The following is a 15,711-nucleotide window of genomic DNA, read 5'->3' as shown; positions in this document are numbered from 1 at the left end:
ACTCAGTGCATGCACGCAGCCGACAGCCGATGACCGGCATTTCACCCCGTCCATGCCACGCTGCGCGGAACCTGCCCAACCGGGACCGAGGCTGTTGAAGGCGAACACGCAATGACGGCGGCGCGGCAGCGCTCGATGTGGGTGGCGGGCCTGTCCACGGTGGTGGAGTGGTACGACTTCACCCTGTACCTGTACTTCGCCACGGTGCTGTCGCGGGTGTTCTTCGGCGGTGGCGAGCAGGCGTTGCTGGTGACCTTGGCTGGCTTCGCGGTGTCCTACCTGATGCGTCCGCTGGGCGCGCTGTGCTTTGGTCACCTGGGTGACCGGCTCGGCCGACGCTGGATGTTGCTCGCGTCGATGGCGTTGATGGCAGCGGCAATGCTGGCCACTGCGCTGCTGCCGACCGCGGCCACCGCAGGCGCCACGGCCGGCGTGCTGCTGCTGGTGCTGCGCTGCGTGATGGCGTTCTCGGTGGGCGGCGAATATACCGGCGTGGTGGCGTACCTGCTGGAAAGCGCACCGGCGCGCCGACGCGGCCTGGTTACGTCATTGGCTTCGGCGGCCAGCGAAGTGGGCGCACTGCTGGCGGTGGCGATCTCTGCACTTACCGTCGCGCTGCTGCCCACCGCGCAGCTGGACCGTTGGGGCTGGCGGATTCCGTTCCTCGTCGGCGCCGCGCTTGCGCTGGTGATCCTGATTGCGCGTTCGGGCATGCACGAGTCGCCGGAGTTCGAGCGCCAGCGCCGCGAAGGCAGCATTCCCGCCACACCACTGCGGCATGTGCTGCAGCATCATCCGTTGGCGGTGGCGCGCACGTTCGCGATTTCGGCGCTGGGATCGATCACTTACTACGTGGGCATCACCTATGTGCCTGCATTCCTGCACGCGCAGGGCCACGATGAGGGTGACGCACTGTGGCTGTCGACGATCGCGGCGGTGGCAGTGATCGCGATCACGCCCCTGTGTGGCGCATTGTCGGACCGCATCGGACGACGTCCGGTGTTGTTGGGCCTGACCGTGCTGGCAGCGCTGCTGCCGCTGTCCCTGTTTGCGTGGATGGCACAGGCGACGGCGCTGGGCATCGTGCTGGCGGCGGTGCTGCTGGCCTGCGTGGCCGGCGGTGTAAGCGCGGTGGCGGCCCCGGCCACGGCTGAGCAGTTCCCAGGCGAAGGCCGGGTCAGCGGCCTGGCACTGGGAGTAACAATGGCCACTGCCTTCTTCGGCGGGGCAACGCCATGGCTGGCGCAATGGTGGGTGGAGCGCAGCGGCTGGGCGGCGGCGCCGGGCGCGATGATCGCGCTGGTGGCGGTGCTGGTGCTGCCGGTGCTGTGGACCCTGCCCGAGACGGTCCCGGGCAGGGCCAGGCGCTAGCCGGTCAGACCTTCAGGGTCTGCTCGATGTCGGCCAGTACCGCGGCCGCATCCACACCGATGGCGATCGACTGCACCACGTGGCCGTCCCACACGCTGGGGCCGAATGCCAGGCCTTCCGGCTTGGGAATGGTCATGCCGCGGGCGACGCCGTCGGTGGCCACGCGCACGCTGGCGCGCTCGAACTGGAACAGTTCCGGGCGGGTCAGCGCGATGCACGCGCAGCAGTCATGCACGACCATGCCCTTGTGGCCGGCCTGCAGGTAGAAGTCCACGTAATCCTGCGACAGCGCACGGACCAGCTCGGCGTCGGCACCGCCGATGGTGGCCAGCTTATCCAGGCCGTCACGGTCCATTTCCACGCGGGTGGTCACGTCCAGGCCGATCGCGGTGACTGGCCAGCTGGCGGTGAACACCACGTCGGCGGCTTCGGCATCGCCCCAGATATTGGCCTCGGCGGCCGGGGTGATGTTGCCGTTGACGTGGAAGGCGCCGCCCATGATCACCACGCCGCGTACCAGGCCGGCGATGTCCGGGGCCTGCTGCAGGGCCAGGGCCAGGTTGGTCATGCGGCCGACCGCGACCAGGGTCACTTCGCCCGGATGGGCGCGGACCAGATCGATGATCAGCTGATGGGCCGGGCGGGCATCGGCGGCCACGTCCAGGCTGGCCGGCACCGGGTGGTTGCCCAGGCCGTTGTGGCCGTGGATGTGCACCGGCCACGCTTCCGGGGTGGCTTCCGGCTGCAGCGGGCCATCGGCACCGCGCGCGACCGGGGCGGCGAAGCCCCAGGCCTGCTTCAGGTACAGCGCGTTGTGCGTGGTCGACTCCACCGAGGCATTGCCGAAGGTGGTGGTGACACCGATCAGGTCGATCTGGGCGTGCTTGTGCAGGTAAAGCAGGGCCAGGGCGTCGTCGACGCCCGGGTCGGTATCGAAAATGACTTTCAGCATGTTGTTGTTCTTCTTCTTCCGTGTGGTGCGAGGGGCGCCGGCGGCCACGGGGCAGGCCGGCGCGCCCCCACATTGTCCCATCTTCATGACAGGCAGGGCCATTGCCGGGGTGGCAGGCCATAATGCCTCCAGTCCAGGCATGGAGTCGCCGAATGCTGATCGTTGCCCTTCTGCTGGTCCTGCTGGTGCTGGGCCTGAACGTGGTGGCCACCGTGGTGATCGTCAGGCGTGATGGGCTGTCGGCGGGTGGCCGGACGGTGCAGCTGCTGCTGGTCTGGCTGCTGCCGCTGGTCGGCGCCATCCTGTGCATGGCGGTGGCTACGGCCTATGGCTCCGGGATCCGGGGCGACAACAGTTTCGGCGATGGCTACGATCATCCGGGCGGCCAATCCGGCGACAGCTACAGCCATCAAAGTCACAGCAGCTCCGACTGCAGCAGCGACGGTGGCAGCGGTGACGGCGGCAGCTGCGGTGGTGGCGATTGACGAGATGTTCCAGGATGCCGGCCGCTGGCCGGCAACCTCATCCGCTCAACCGCCGCCTTCGGTCGGCAAGGGCGCTGGCACGTTCAACAACCCGCCCGCTGCCACATAGGCGGCCAATGCCTGGCCCTGGCTGAGCAGATGGCGCTCCATGGTGCGTTCGGCAGCCTGCGCATCGCGGCGGCGGAAGCACTCCATCAACTCGCGGTGTTCGGCCAGCGACTGCGCCGTGCGGCCCGGGGTCAGCAGCTGGCGGCCGCGATGCATCTTCAGGATGCGGTGCAGGTCGTGGGTGATGCGGATCAGCCACGGATTGCCCGCGTAATGCTGCACGGTTTCGTGGATCAGGTAGTTGTTGCGGTAGTACTCGGCAATGTTGCCCTCGGCCGCCGCGGTTTCCATCGCTGCATGCAGATCTTCCAGCTGCTGCACGCCGGCATCATCGATGTGCCTGACCGCCTCGTGTGCGCAACGGCCTTCCAGCATGGCCATTACCGGGAACAGCTGGTTGAGGTCTTCCAGCGTCAACCGGGTGACCCGGCTGCCACGACCTGCGTCGATCTGTACCAGGCCTTCGGCGGCCAGCAGCTTCAACGCCTCGCGCAGCGGCGTGCGGCTGATGCCCAGTTCTTCGCACAGCGCGGGCTCGTCGATCCACTCGCCCGGCGGCAGCCGGTAGTCGTAGATGCGCTCGCGCACGTGGTCGGCCACCTCTTCATACAGAGGCGCGCGCTTCTTCGGTGATCGCGGGGCGGGGGCAATGGCCATGGAGGAAGTGTACCGCCAGGTAGTGCCGACCGCTGGCCGGCAACCCGTGATCGCTGGATGGCTTCATGGGATTGCCGGCCAGCGGCCGGCACTACCGCTGGGCGGTTACATCCAGCCGGGCACCACGAATACCAGCCAGGCCAGCAGCGGTCCAAGCGCCACCACAAGACCGCTGTAGACCAGGAAGCGGCGGAACAGGGTTTCGCGCTCTTCCTTCGCTGCCGAGGCCACCACCAGTGCGCCATTGGTGGAGAACGGGCTGACATCGACGATGGTGGACGACACCGCCAGCGCGCAGATCACGCCGGCGGCGCTGAGGTGACCCTGCATCAGGAACGGCACCGCCAACGGAATCGTGGCGCCCAGCACTGCGGCCGACGAGGCGAATGCGGAGACGATGCCGCCGACGTAGCAGACCAGCAGCGCGCCGAGCAGCGGAATGCCGATGTCGGACACGCCATTGCCGATGAAGTCCACCGCGCCGGCATGTTCCAGCACGCCGATGTAGGTCACCACGCCACAGATCAGCAGCACGGTGGACCAGCTGATGCCATCGACCGCGCCCTTCTGGCTTTGTGGCGACAGCAGCGCCAGCGCCACCGCGACGGTGATCGAGACCAGGCCGACGTTGAGGTTGTAGATCAGCGCGGCCACGCCCAGGCCGAGCAGGCCGATCAGGGTGAACAACCGTTCGCGGGTCAGGCCCACCGCATCCAGTGCCGCCGGATCATTGCTGAGCGTGCCGCCGCCTGCTGCGACCAGCGCGCCATGGCCTTCGATCGCGAACTGGCGCGACGACGCCTGCGGGCCACCGGCCATCGCCAGTTCGGCATTGCCGATCGTTCCTGCCGCGGTGATCGAGCCGCGACGCAGCAGGGCGATGCCACCGAAGGCGAAGAAGCAGATCGTCGCCATCATGAAGTTGAAGCCCAGGCTGGTCAGGAACACCGCCATCTCGGTCACTTCCAGCCCGGCCTTCTGCACTACGCCATTGGTGATGCTGCCGTACACGCTGATCGGCGAGAAGCCGCCCGCCTGTGCGCCGTGGATGACCAGCAGGCCCATCATCAGTGGGTTGATGTTGTACTGCTTGGCAAAGCGCAGCGCGACCGGGCCGATGATCGCGACCGCCGCCGGGCCCAGCGCACCGAACGCGGTCAGCACCGCGGTGATCACGAACATCACCCACGGGATGGCCACGATATGGCCGCGCACGGCTTTTACAGCCCAGTGCACCAGCAGGTCGATGGTGCCGTTCTTCTGCGCGATGGCGAACAGGTAGGTGATGCCGACCAGGGTCAGGAACAGATCGCCGGGAAAGCCGGCCAGGACCTCCTTGCCGCCCATGTCGACCCACAGCCCACCGATGATGAAGGCCAACGCGAAGGCGACCGCGCCCATGTTGATCGGCATCGCCGTGGCGACGATGAACATGATCACCAGGCCGATGATCGTTGCGATTTGTGGACTCATGCGCCCTCCCAGACACGTGACTCACGTACAGCGCGGATGGAGACCCGCCATCCCCGGGGTAAGGCGACGTACTGCGTGTTGCGTGATACGTACTGCTCGAACCCGTTACTGCAGCCGCTCCAGCGCACTGCGGACCCACGCCGCGGCGCCTTCCAGGCTCTGGAACTCTTCCACCGCGCGCACTTCGCAGCACGGATAGGCCGGTGCGACCATGCGCGCCAGCGCGTTGCCCGGGCCCAGCTGCAGGAAAACCCGCGCGCCGCGCTCGAAGGCCTGGCGCATCACCTGCGCCCATTCGATGGTCTGCGCCAGCTGCGCCGACAGCGTGTGGACCGCCATTGCGCGATCCCGCACCGGTCGCGCATCGATCCCGGCCAGCAGCGGCAGGCGTGGGGCCTGCAGTGGCGAGGCATGGAGTGCGGCAGCAAACGGTGCTACCGCCGCCGCCAGCAACGGTGTGTGTGCAGGCACGTGCACCGGCAGCGGACGGATGCCGGCACCCTGCGCCCGTGCGGCACCGGCCAGCCGCTGCAATGCGGCGTGCGTGCCGCCCACGATGAAATGGTCCTGCCCATTGGCGATGGCCACGTACGCACCGTGCAGATCGCACAGTGGCTGCAGTACATGGCGCTCCAGGCCAAGTACCGCCTGCAGGCCTGCATCGGCGGGGCTGGCGCCGTCCATCAACTGCGCGCGCTGCGCCGCCAGGGCAAGGCAGGTGGCCGCATCGAAGCTACCGGCGATGGCATGCGCGGCCAACTCGCCGATGCTGTAGCCGGCGGCCAGCGTCGGCGTTGGCACGTTGTCGCGCAGCCCCTGCCACTGAGCCAGAGTGGCCGCGCACAGCAGCGGTTGTGCCTGCGCATTGTCGAAACGGTCGTCGGCCGCCGCGGCGGAAAACACATCGCGGCCGAGCACCGTGCTGGCCCGATCAAGGGTGTGGCGCGCAGCCGGAAGATCGCGCACGCGGTCGAACATCGCTGCATGCTGCGCGCCTTGGCCGGGGCAGAGCAGGGCCAGGCTCATGCGCGCTCCTGCAGCAGCAGGAACCCGCTGCAGGCCAACAGGTCTGCGCTGCCGCCCGGGCTCAGCCGGCGCGCGACGAAGCCATCACCGATGCGACGCAGATGTGTCCGCCAGTCCGGCGCGAAGGTGCCGCCCGCTTCCAGGAAGGTGCGGGCCTGCCGCTGGGCCCAGCGCAGGCCGTCGGCGCCGCCACGGTGCAGCAGGTTGAGGTCATCCACGCACGCGATCAGCTGCATCAGGGTCTGGCACATCGCGGCCTCGCGTGGCAGGCCGCTGGCCAGCGCGTGACGCATGGTAGGCAATGCCACGCCGCGCAGCAGCGGATAGCCGGTGGCCGCTTGTTCGCGCACACCCTGCACGCCGTGCCGTGCGCGCGCGCGCTGGCCAGGGCTGTTCGCATCCAGAGGTGCGTCGGCGAGCTCGGCAGACCAGCGGCACACTTCCTGGCAGACCTGCTCGCCCGTGGCGGCATGGCCAAGGCGGGAGCGACAGGCCGCGGCGGCCGCCACCAGCAGGCCGAGACTGAAGACCGCGCCACGATGGGTATTGACGCCGGCGGTCGCGCGCAGCATCGCGATCTCGGCGGCGATGCCACACCGGCGCAAGGCGTCGAAGTCCGTCCCGGCTGCACCGAGGCGGGCCACGGCGGTGAAGTAGTGGCGCAGTGCGAACAGGCTGCGCAGGAACGTGCCGGCGTCCATGTCGTGATGGCTGCCGCTGTCGAATGGCGTGACCAGTCCGGGCTTGGGTGCCAGCGCCAGCTCCGCATGCAGGCTGGCGACGGCGAGGCGCCCCAGACGCGCGCTGTCCACGGCAGCTGCCGGCCTGACTGCCGATTGCACGACGGCGTTCATGCGCTCACCCCGGCGGAGGCGAACAACGCATCGCGGAGTTCCAGTGCGGCACCATCGAGGCGCTTGACCAGTACCTCGCGGCTGCGTCCGGCGTACTCCCGCCAGTTCACGGCGGCGTCGCCGCCCAGGCACAGCTCGCCATCGACCCGCCGGTCGTGTTCGGCTTCCCATGCCTGTAGCCGTGCAGCCAGGGCATCGGCCTGCGCGGTGGTGTCGATCGGCCACAGCAGATCGACGTCCGAGCGCGCGTGCACATAGCGCAGGCCAGTAAGGTGCTGCCACGCGAAGGCACCGAATACGCGCGCCTCAGCGATGTTCTGCAGCACTTCAAGGGGCCGCCGCGAGTCCTGCGGAACGTCGCCTTTCAGCACCGCCTGGAGTGCCGGCGGCGGCGTGGTGCGCAGCACATCGTGTGCTGGCACGCGCAGGGCCAGGCGCAGTTTGCCCTCGGCGGGCGGCAGCGGCACGCCGAGACGCAGGCGTGGATCGGCATCGTCAGCGGCGCGCCGGGCGACGATCGCCGGCAGACCCTGCGCAAACCAGTCGGCCAAGCGCGGCTCATGCGCGGCGATGTCCGCCTGCCAGGCGGCGTGCGCTGACAGCCAGACCAGCGTATGTCGGGGCAGCCGCTCAGGCATCGCCCTGGCTCACGGCTTCAGTCACGCGTGCGGCCAGCATGCGCCCGCCACGCTCGGCGCCCTGGGCGGCGCGGCGGTCGCCATCGGCGGGCGTGCGCAGGGCCTGCAGCAGGTGCTGGGCCAGGTCGCCGCTCCAGATCGAATCCACCGCACCCATCGACACGTAGTTGGCTACGCCCGGCGCGAACACCGGCGAGCTCTGGCTGAGCGCCTGCAGTTTCTCCAGCGGTTGCTTGGTCACCCGTGCCATCGCGCGCAGGTCCATCACCCGCACCTGTGCATCGGGCAGGGCATGGATGTGGTCGGCCATCAGGCCGAAGGACAGGAAGCCACCACTGACGGATTCACCGTAGACCAGCGTGACCAGTCGCGCGCCACGTCGACGCGCGAGATCCAGCGTCTGCGCCAGGTGCGCGAAACAGCCGTTGATGCCGAGCAGTTCGTCGCGGCGTGCCAGGCGCTGGCCGGCGGTGTCGACCAGCATCACGATCGGTTGCTGCGGATGCGCGGCGGTGCTGGCCAGCACCGTTTCGGCCAGTGCCAGTGCGTGGTCCACGCCCACCTCGAGCTTGTTGGCGGTGCCGATCACAGTCACATCGCCGTTGTCGGTGGTGGCGCTGCCGGTCAGCACCGAATCGCTCACCGCAATGGCATGCCCATGCGGAAACAGGGCATCGAGCAGTGTCTGCAACGGCATGCTCATGGCAGGCTCCGGTCGCCGGTGGCGGTGAGGAATTCATCGGTGTCGAGCAGTGGCAGGCGTTCGGGGTGGGCAATGCCCAGCCGCGCCCAGATCTCCAGGCCATCGCGGCAATCGCCCCAGGCCCGCACGCGCGCCTTCAAGGCCGCATGGCGTTCCTGCAATGCGGCCAGTGCAGCATCCGGGTCAGTGCTGCCCGCATCGGGGTGCAGCGCGTCGCGTGCGGCCAGCGCGAATGCTTCAAGGGCATCGGGCACCAGCACCTGCGCCTGGTCGATCAGGTACCGGTGCTTGCCACCGGTCACACGCCAGACCAGCGCGCGATCGCGTGAGTCGAACTCTTCCACGCCGCGAACGGTTTCGATCACCTCCGGTCCGGACAGCGACATCCGGCCTTCCTCGGACATGATGACCGTGTTGCAGCAGCGGGCAACGATGCCCATGCCACCGAAGGCGCCGTTGCCGCTGCCGATCAGCGCGATCACCGGCACGCCCGCTGCACGCGCGTCCAGGGTGGCGCGCATGATCTCGGAGATCGCAATCAGGCCCGCATTGGCTTCGTGCAGCCGCACGCCGCCGGTATCGAGCAGCAGCAGCACGCCGTCAGGGCGGGTGTACGCCGCACGGCGCAGTAGCCCGGTCAGCTTGGCGCCATGCACTTCGCCCACGCCGCCGCCCATGAATTCACCCTGTTGTGCGGCCAGCAGCACGTGTTTGCCCTGCATCCTGGCCTCGCCGACGACGATGCCATCGTCGAACGCGGCCGGCTGGTCGAGCTGGGCCAGGTGCGGACTCATCATCCGTCGCGCCGGGCCGAGGAACTCGTGGAACGAGCCGGCGTCGACCAGCCCGGCGATGCGCTCGCGCGCATCGGCTTCGTAATAGCTGTGGCGCTGTACGTGGTTCATGGCGCGCCTCCGGCCAGCAGGGTTTCCACGGCCTGGTCCAGGCGCAGGCTGACCACGGCCGGGGTCGCACCGGCGTCGTTGATCGAGACGCGCACATCGCGCAGCGGATGACGCTGTGCGAAGTCGTTGATCACCGCCTGCCAGATGCTGCCGAAGCCCTGCGCGGCGGTGATGACGCGCACCGTCATCGCGCCCTGCTGCGCCGCCGGTTCCAGCAGGATTTCCAGGTTGCCTGACGCCAGCACGCCCACCAGCACCGCATCGCGCGCGAACGGCACGTCGGTGCGGCCTTCGAATCGATAGTCGAGGGTTTCCATGCTCAGCCTCTTACCAGTTGCGGAAGCGCTTGGGCGGGTCGTACAGACCGCCGGACCAGCGCACCAGGTCCTTCACCGAACGCGCCGCCAGCAAGTCACGGCTGGCATCGCGCACGGAGATGCCGAGGTCACCGGGACGGCGGATCACGCCGCGGTCGCGCAGGTTCTCCACCATCGCGCGGTCGCGCCCGATGCCCACGGCGGTATAGCCGGCCACGCCACGGATCGCCTGTTCGCGCTCCTCGGGGGTGCGGCACAGCAGCAGGTTGGCGATGCCTTCCTCGGTCAGCACATGGCTGACGTCGTCGCCGTAGATCATCACCGGCGGCAGCGGCATGTTCGCGCGTTCGGCCAGTTCCCAGGCGTCGAGGCGGTCAACGAATGCCGGGGCCATGTGCTCGCGGAAGGTTTCCACCATCTGCACCACCAGTTTGCGCCCGCGTGGCATCTCGCCCGGGCGTGCGGCCTGCTGGCCGGCCTTGATCCAGGCCTCGCTGGCATGGCGGCGGCCGCGCGCGTCCGAGCCCATGTTCGGTGCGCCGCCAAAGCCGGCGATGCGGTCGCGGGTGGCAGTGGAGCTGTTGCCCTGCAGGTCGATCTGCAGGGTGGAACCGATGAACATGTCGCAGGCATACAGGCCTGCGGTCTGCGAGAACGCGCGGTTGGAACGCATCGAGCCGTCGGCGCCGGTGAAAAACACGTCGCCCCGCGCGGCAATGTATTTCTCCATGCCCAGTTCCGAACCGAACGAATGCACCGATCTGACGAAGCCCGATTCGATCGCCGGAATCAGTGCCGGGTGTGGGTTCAACGCCCAGTGCTGGCAGATCTTTCCCTTCAGCCCGAGCGATTCTGCGTAGGTGGGGAGCAGCAGTTCGATGGCGGCGGTATCGAAGCCGATGCCGTGATTCAAACGATTCACGCCGTACTCGGCGTAGATGCCCTTGATGGCCATCATTGCCATCAGCACCTGGATCTCGGAGATCTGCGCAGGGTCGCGGGTGAACAGCGGCTCGATATGGTTCGGCTTCGGCGCCTGCACCACGAAGTTGACCCAGTCCGCAGGAACATCGACGCGGGGGAGGCTGTCGACGATCTCGTTGACCTGGGCGATGACGATGCCGCCACCGAAGGCGGTGGCTTCGACGATCACCGGCGTGTCTTCGGTATTCGGCCCGGTATAGAGGTTGCCGTGGCGGTCGGCGGCCTGCGCGGCGACCAGCGCTACGCGCGGCGTAAGGTCGATGAAGTAGCGGCCGAACAGTTCCAGGTAGGTGTGGATGGCACCGATCTGGATGCGCCCTTCGGCCACCAGGTTGGCCAGTCGCACCGATTGCGGGCCGGAGAACGAGAAATCCAGTTTCGAGGCGATGCCACGCTCGAATACGTCCAGGTGCGAGGGCAGTGAGAGGACCGACTGCACCATGTGCAGATCATGCACGCGGGCGGGGTCGAGGTCGGCCAGCGCCTGGGCGAGGAAATCTGCCTGCTTCTGGTTGTTGCCCTCCAGGCAGACCTTGTCGCCTGGCTCCAGCACTGCGTGCAGCAACTCGCCGACGTCGCTGCTGGCGACCTCGCGTCCCCGGGCCCACGGCGCGGCACGTTCCAGGCGGGCCTGGCGGCTGCGTTCCAACGTATCCCAGCTCGGGTTCATCGACCGGCTTCCGATTGGTGTTGATGTAATTACGGCATAATTACGAAGCGCGCCGCAACCTGCAGTGCAGCAAAAGGAAGGGCCCGCGCGGAGGCGGGCCCATTCAGGTAGGCCGCGACGGTGGGTCGTGGCGGAGGGCGTGCCGACCAACGGTCGGCACCCACCAGGCACCCACCGGTTCGCGGGTTGCTCAGAACTTCCAGCGCAGGCTGGCCGACACGAAGCGCGGTTCGCCGTAGTTGTTGTAGTCCAGGTTCGCCCAGTAGGTCTTGTCCAGTGCGTTGCGCACGCTCAGCGTTGCGGTCCAGCTGTCGCTGATGCGGTAGTTGGCATTGAACTGCACCAGCATGTAGGCCGGCTGGTTCACCGTCACCGTGCCGCCCAGCGGATAGGCGATGTTGTAGCCCTGCACCTTGCTCTGCCACTGCACGCCACCGCCAACGCTCAGGCGTTCCAGCGCACCGCGCAGCTGCAGCTGCGTGTTGAGCTGCAACAGATCCTTCGGCGGGTTGGCGTACAGCAGGTCGGTAGCCGCGCGGGTGACCTTGACGTGGGTGTAGCCGGCATTGACCGTCCAGCCCGGCAGGATCTCGCCGTTGACGTCCATCTCCCAACCGCGCGCCTTGGTACCGTTCACGCCGATGTAGGCCGAGCTGCCGTCGCTCAGCGTGCCTTCCGGCACGCCCATGTCACGCACCGCGTAGTTGTCCTGCTTGGCCTCGAACACAGCGGCATTTGCGGTCAGGCGGCCATCGAACCACTGCGTCTTGATGCCCGCTTCCAGGTTCGAGCCCTGCACGGGTGCCAGCAGGTTCTCGTTGCGGTCCTTGTAGTTCTGCGGATTGAAGATCTCGGTGTAGCTGGCGTAGGCCGACACGTTCGGGGTGATCTCGTAGACCAGGCCCACGTACGGAGTGACTTCATCGCTCACCTTGTACGCACCGCTGGTGCCGGTATAGGCGCCGGTGGCGTTGTAGGAGCGGGTGAGGGTTTCCCAGCGGCTCAGGCGTGCACCGGCAATCAACGACAGCGGATCGGCCAGGTGCAGGCGGGTGGCCAGATAGACGCCGCTCTGCGTGGTCTTCGCTACGCGGCGTGCGCCGGTGCGGGTGTAGGTCACCTCGGAAATGTCGCCGTTCCAGGAGTACACATTGGGGATGTAGTAGCAGCGCTCACGCCCGCAGGTGGCCCAGTCCCCCGGGAAGTTCAGCGACACGGTATTGGTGGTGCCTTCCAGGTCCGACCACTGGGCGCCGATCGTGAGGTCGTGGTCGCGGCCGAACAGCGGGAAGCTGCCGGTCAGGTAAGCATCGACATTGCGGCGGGTGTCCTTCGAATCACCGGCGGCGGCACGCAGGTAGATGCCCGAGCCGGTCGCCGGGTCCGGGTTGCCGGTGCCGTACAGGCGCACGTTCTGCACGTTGCCACGGGTGTAGGCGGTGTTGATCTTCAACAGCCAGTTGTCGCCGAAACGCTGCTCCAGGTTGGCGAAGGCGGTGTTGCTCTCGCGCTTCCAGTAGCTCCACTTCGGCGACAGGTTGGTCGAGCGCGGCAGATGGGCGAAATTGCCCTGGCTGTCGAAGAACGGCACGGTGCCCCAGGTCGAACCGGTCGGGTTGTTGTCCTGGGTCTGGTAGCCGAGGGTGAGGGTGGTGGTGTCGGTGACATCGCCTTCCAGCACCGCCATGCCGGCCATCTTGTTCTCGTCGTAACGGTCGTAGTACAGCCCGCGATCGGTGTAAGCGGCGACCACGCGGCTGCGGAAACGGCCGTCATCGGTCAGCGGCGCGGTGACGTCGGCTTCCATGCGGCGGTAGTCCCAGCTACCGGCGCTGACCGCGAACGACGCGTCGAATTCCTTGCCGGGGCGCTTGCGCAGCAGGTTGACCGTGGCCGACGGCACGCCGGCGCCGCTGAGCAGGCCGTTGGCACCGCGGATCACTTCGATGCGGTCGTAGAAGGCGGTGTCGTATTCCTGGTTGGTGGAGCCGCTGTAGGTGGGAATGCCGTCGACCTGGAAGTCGGTGATGGCGAAGCCACGCGCGTAGTACAGCGGGCGCTGCGTGTCATAGAAGGACACGCTGACGCCGGTCACGTTGCGCATCACATCGTTGATGCTGAACAGTGATTCGTCCTGCAGGCGCTGCAGGCTGATCGCGGTGGCCGACTGCGGGGTTTCCTGCAGGGTGATCGGCAGGCGCGTGGTGCTGGCCGGCGGAGCGGACTGCTCGGCCCGGACGCTGACCCGGTCCAGGGTCTTGGCATCGCCGGCGGCATCGGTGGCGGCGAACGCGGCGGGCGTGGCCAGCAGGGTCAGCGACGAAAGCAGGGCAGCCGGCAGCAGCGCGCGGCGGGGCAGGCGGTTACGGACAGGCAGGGGCATGGTGGGCTCGAGGCTCGGAAACGGGGGAAGGGCGGCAACAGTCGTCCAGCACCCGGGGCGGCGGCTTCGGGCACGGTCAGGTCCATCTGGAGCGGCGCGATCACTGCGCAGGGTGCAAATGTAAATAATTCTTAACAACATTACAATTCGCGTCATTGTGCAGGGGCTTTCCGGCGCAGAGCGGTGGCGGGCTGGGGTCGGATCCCGTTGCTGCAGGCAATGGGCTCTGACCCCATCATCGACGCCCAATCGCAGGTCAGTGCCCTCCCGTGCGGGAGGGATCCGACCCACCTCGCACAAAAACAAACGGCCACCCGAAGGTGGCCGTCCGTCTGCATCGGAGGAACGCGCGGGCTTACAGCGCCTGCAGTTCCTCATTGGCATTGCGCTTTTCCTTCGCCGGTGCCGGAGCCGCAGCGGCCGGAGCCGGCACCGCCGCGTTCGCATCCACCGGCACCTCCAGGTACGGCAGGTGCAGGGTCTGGCTGGTGAGCGTACGGATCTCGTTGACCAGTGCGGCGCTGTCGTTGAGCTTGCGCCCGTACGACGGCACGATCTCGCGCAGACGGGTTTCCCAACCGGCCTTCATCTGGTCCGGGAAGGCCTTGGCCATCAGGTCCAGCATGATCGGCGGCGAGGTCGACGCGCCCGGCGACGCGCCGAGCAGCGCGGCGATGGTGTGGTCCTTGTCGGTCACGATCTCGGTACCGAACTGCAGCACCGGGCCCTTCAGCGGATCGCGCTTGATGATCTGCACGCGCTGGCCGGCGGTGACCAGCTTCCAGTCACCCGGCTTGGCATTGGGGAAGTACTTGACCAGTTCGGCCTGGCGGTCGGCATCGTTCAGGCGCGCCTGGCCCATCAGGTACTGCACCAGGTCCAGGTTGTCCTTGCCCACTTCCAGCATCGGGCCAACGTTGTTGTGGGTCACCGAGGAATACAGGTCCCACCACGAGCCGTGCTTGAGGAACTTGGTACTGTACAGCGCGAACGGCCCGAACAGGACCACCGGCTTGCCGTCCAGCTTGCGTGCATCCAGGTGCGGCACCGACATCGGCGGCGAACCGGTTTCGGCCATGCCGTAGGCCTTTACGCCATGGCGCGAGGTCACGTCCTGGCCCTGGAAGGCGAGGAACTGGCCACCGACCGGGAAGCCTGCGTAGTCCTTCGATTCCGGAATGCCCGACATCTGCAGCAGCTTCAGCGCGGCGCCGCCGGCACCGATGAACACGAAGCGGGTGTGAGTGGTGGTTTCGGTGCCGGCCTTGAGATCCTTCACCGTGACGTTCCAGCTCTTGTCGGCGTTCTGCCGCAGGGCGGTCACTTCATGGTTCAGGTGCAGGCTGAAGTTCGGGCTGCGCTGCAGGCCGGCGGTCAGCTGGCGGGTGATCACACCGAAGTTGACGTCGGTACCGAGCGGCATCCAGGTCGCGGCAACCTTCTGCTTCGGGTCACGGCCTTCCATCAGCAGCGGGGCCCACTGCTTGATCTGCGCCGGATCCTCGGAGTACTGCATGCCGTAGAACAGCGGGTTCTTCACCAGGGCCTGCTGGCGCTTGTGCAGGTAGGCGATGTTGTCATCGCCCCAGACGAAGCTCATGTGCGGGGTCGGGTTGATGAAGTCGCTGGGCTGGCTCAGCCGGCCTTCCTTCACCTGGTGCGACCAGAACTGGCGCGAGACCTCGAACGATTCGGCGATGCCGACCGCGCGCTTGGTCTCGATGCTGCCGTCGGGCAGTTCCGGGGTGTAGTTCAGTTCGGCGAACGCCGAGTGGCCGGTGCCGGCGTTGTTCCAGCCATCGGAGCTTTCACCGGCGACGCCGTCGAGGCGTTCGTAGACCTGGATGTTCCAGTCCGGCTGCAGTTCCTGCAGGTAGGTGGCTAGGGTGATGCTCATGATGCCGGCGCCGACCAGCACAACATCGACGGGCTTGTCGTTGCTGGCGGCGGGCACGGAGCGCTGGGTCAGCGGCCAATACAGGAACAGCGCGGCGGCCAGCAACAGCAGCACGAGCAGGGCGAGCAGGGCCTTGCCAAATTTCTTCATGGGGGCGGGATCGTTGGCGGAGGGGAAGGGGTCAGGATGCGCGTGGGGCAGGGAAAGGGCGTGAAGAAACAACGCCTTGCAGCATCCATCCGCGATTCTAACCGGATCCGGTCGTTTTTTGATGCAACGCAGCATACG

General features: G+C 67.4%; 14 protein-coding genes. 2 read left to right on the top strand and 12 right to left on the bottom strand.

The features are described 5' to 3' along the window. The first annotated feature begins 111 nt into the window (after positions 1 to 111). The gene (locus ACM0O9_RS13435) at positions 112 to 1,371 is read left to right on the top strand and encodes an MFS transporter (protein WP_065186004.1); all 1,260 of its coding nucleotides are present in this window, start codon (positions 112 to 114) and stop codon (positions 1,369 to 1,371) included. Between the two features lie 4 nt (positions 1,372 to 1,375). Here the strand turns inward: ACM0O9_RS13435 and ACM0O9_RS13430 are convergent, their stop codons facing one another. Then, positions 1,376 to 2,323 (bottom strand): nucleoside hydrolase, encoded by a 948-nt coding sequence (locus ACM0O9_RS13430; RefSeq protein ID WP_005415667.1) that lies wholly within the window; start codon positions 2,321 to 2,323, stop codon positions 1,376 to 1,378. 152 nt (positions 2,324 to 2,475) lie between these two features. Here ACM0O9_RS13430 and ACM0O9_RS13425 point away from each other — a divergent pair, with 152 nt between their 5' ends. Then, positions 2,476 to 2,808 (top strand): hypothetical protein, encoded by a 333-nt coding sequence (locus ACM0O9_RS13425; RefSeq protein WP_414604033.1) that lies wholly within the window; start codon positions 2,476 to 2,478, stop codon positions 2,806 to 2,808. 45 nt (positions 2,809 to 2,853) lie between these two features. Here ACM0O9_RS13425 and ACM0O9_RS13420 read toward each other — a convergent pair whose 3' ends face one another. The 11 genes from ACM0O9_RS13420 to mqo form a co-directional block, all read right to left on the bottom strand. Next, positions 2,854 to 3,573 carry a GntR family transcriptional regulator gene (locus ACM0O9_RS13420; protein ID WP_049414197.1) on the bottom strand — a complete coding sequence of 240 codons (720 nt, stop codon included), beginning with the start codon at positions 3,571 to 3,573 and terminating at the stop codon, positions 2,854 to 2,856. 105 nt (positions 3,574 to 3,678) lie between these two features. Next, positions 3,679 to 5,046, bottom strand: a complete 1,368-nt coding sequence (locus ACM0O9_RS13415; RefSeq protein ID WP_049445977.1) for an SLC13 family permease — start codon at positions 5,044 to 5,046, stop codon at positions 3,679 to 3,681. A gap of 105 nt (positions 5,047 to 5,151) precedes the next feature. After that, positions 5,152 to 6,072 (bottom strand): malonate decarboxylase subunit epsilon, encoded by a 921-nt coding sequence (mdcH, locus tag ACM0O9_RS13410; protein WP_065196560.1) that lies wholly within the window; start codon positions 6,070 to 6,072, stop codon positions 5,152 to 5,154. After that, positions 6,069 to 6,926: a triphosphoribosyl-dephospho-CoA synthase MdcB gene (gene mdcB / locus ACM0O9_RS13405; protein WP_065186001.1), complete on the bottom strand. Its 858-nt coding sequence runs from the start codon at positions 6,924 to 6,926 to the stop codon at positions 6,069 to 6,071. The genes mdcH and mdcB overlap by 4 nt, the downstream gene beginning before the upstream one ends. Beyond that, on the bottom strand, positions 6,923 to 7,564 hold the full coding sequence (gene mdcG, locus ACM0O9_RS13400; RefSeq protein ID WP_235649513.1) for a malonate decarboxylase holo-[acyl-carrier-protein] synthase: 642 nt from the start codon (positions 7,562 to 7,564) through the stop codon (positions 6,923 to 6,925). The genes mdcB and mdcG overlap by 4 nt, the downstream gene beginning before the upstream one ends. Beyond that, complete coding sequence (gene mdcE / locus ACM0O9_RS13395) at positions 7,557 to 8,261, bottom strand: biotin-independent malonate decarboxylase subunit gamma (protein WP_065186020.1); 705 nt, start codon at positions 8,259 to 8,261, stop codon at positions 7,557 to 7,559. The genes mdcG and mdcE overlap by 8 nt, the downstream gene beginning before the upstream one ends. A 2-nt stretch (positions 8,262 to 8,263) precedes the next feature. Next, complete coding sequence (locus tag ACM0O9_RS13390; RefSeq protein WP_065178128.1) at positions 8,264 to 9,172, bottom strand: biotin-independent malonate decarboxylase subunit beta; 909 nt, start codon at positions 9,170 to 9,172, stop codon at positions 8,264 to 8,266. Beyond that, positions 9,169 to 9,489, bottom strand: a complete 321-nt coding sequence (gene mdcC / locus ACM0O9_RS13385) for a malonate decarboxylase acyl carrier protein (protein ID WP_065178127.1) — start codon at positions 9,487 to 9,489, stop codon at positions 9,169 to 9,171. Before mdcC ends, ACM0O9_RS13390 begins: the two co-directional genes overlap by 4 nt. A gap of 10 nt (positions 9,490 to 9,499) precedes the next feature. Next, positions 9,500 to 11,143 (bottom strand): malonate decarboxylase subunit alpha, encoded by a 1,644-nt coding sequence (gene mdcA, locus ACM0O9_RS13380; protein ID WP_065185999.1) that lies wholly within the window; start codon positions 11,141 to 11,143, stop codon positions 9,500 to 9,502. Between the two features lie 190 nt (positions 11,144 to 11,333). After that, positions 11,334 to 13,526: a TonB-dependent siderophore receptor gene (locus tag ACM0O9_RS13375; RefSeq protein ID WP_414603916.1), complete on the bottom strand. Its 2,193-nt coding sequence runs from the start codon at positions 13,524 to 13,526 to the stop codon at positions 11,334 to 11,336. Positions 13,527 to 13,881: 355 nt separating this feature from the next. Further along, the gene (mqo, locus tag ACM0O9_RS13370; RefSeq protein ID WP_005415670.1) at positions 13,882 to 15,573 is read right to left on the bottom strand and encodes a malate dehydrogenase (quinone); all 1,692 of its coding nucleotides are present in this window, start codon (positions 15,571 to 15,573) and stop codon (positions 13,882 to 13,884) included. Positions 15,574 to 15,711 lie beyond the last annotated feature (138 nt).

The sequence above is a fragment of the Stenotrophomonas sp. FR012 genome, from assembly GCF_047520565.2.
Lineage (GTDB): Bacteria > Pseudomonadota > Gammaproteobacteria > Xanthomonadales > Xanthomonadaceae > Stenotrophomonas > Stenotrophomonas sepilia.
This window is presented reverse-complemented; position numbering and strand designations above follow the sequence as displayed.

What these genes read in the sequence shown, in the direction of transcription:
- ACM0O9_RS13435 (WP_065186004.1), top strand. Translation starts at nt 112, where the DNA reads ATGACGGCGGCGCGGCAGCGCTCGATGTGGGTGGCGGGCCTGTCCACG.
- ACM0O9_RS13430 (WP_005415667.1), bottom strand. Translation starts at nt 2,323, where the DNA reads ATGCTGAAAGTCATTTTCGATACCGACCCGGGCGTCGACGACGCCCTG.
- ACM0O9_RS13425 (WP_414604033.1), top strand. Translation starts at nt 2,476, where the DNA reads ATGCTGATCGTTGCCCTTCTGCTGGTCCTGCTGGTGCTGGGCCTGAAC.
- ACM0O9_RS13420 (WP_049414197.1), bottom strand. Translation starts at nt 3,573, where the DNA reads ATGGCCATTGCCCCCGCCCCGCGATCACCGAAGAAGCGCGCGCCTCTG.
- ACM0O9_RS13415 (WP_049445977.1), bottom strand. Translation starts at nt 5,046, where the DNA reads ATGAGTCCACAAATCGCAACGATCATCGGCCTGGTGATCATGTTCATC.
- mdcH (WP_065196560.1), bottom strand. Translation starts at nt 6,072, where the DNA reads ATGAGCCTGGCCCTGCTCTGCCCCGGCCAAGGCGCGCAGCATGCAGCG.
- mdcB (WP_065186001.1), bottom strand. Translation starts at nt 6,926, where the DNA reads ATGAACGCCGTCGTGCAATCGGCAGTCAGGCCGGCAGCTGCCGTGGAC.
- mdcG (WP_235649513.1), bottom strand. Translation starts at nt 7,564, where the DNA reads ATGCCTGAGCGGCTGCCCCGACATACGCTGGTCTGGCTGTCAGCGCAC.
- mdcE (WP_065186020.1), bottom strand. Translation starts at nt 8,261, where the DNA reads ATGCCGTTGCAGACACTGCTCGATGCCCTGTTTCCGCATGGGCATGCC.
- ACM0O9_RS13390 (WP_065178128.1), bottom strand. Translation starts at nt 9,172, where the DNA reads ATGAACCACGTACAGCGCCACAGCTATTACGAAGCCGATGCGCGCGAG.
- mdcC (WP_065178127.1), bottom strand. Translation starts at nt 9,489, where the DNA reads ATGGAAACCCTCGACTATCGATTCGAAGGCCGCACCGACGTGCCGTTC.
- mdcA (WP_065185999.1), bottom strand. Translation starts at nt 11,143, where the DNA reads ATGAACCCGAGCTGGGATACGTTGGAACGCAGCCGCCAGGCCCGCCTG.
- ACM0O9_RS13375 (WP_414603916.1), bottom strand. Translation starts at nt 13,526, where the DNA reads ATGCCCCTGCCTGTCCGTAACCGCCTGCCCCGCCGCGCGCTGCTGCCG.
- mqo (WP_005415670.1), bottom strand. Translation starts at nt 15,573, where the DNA reads ATGAAGAAATTTGGCAAGGCCCTGCTCGCCCTGCTCGTGCTGCTGTTG.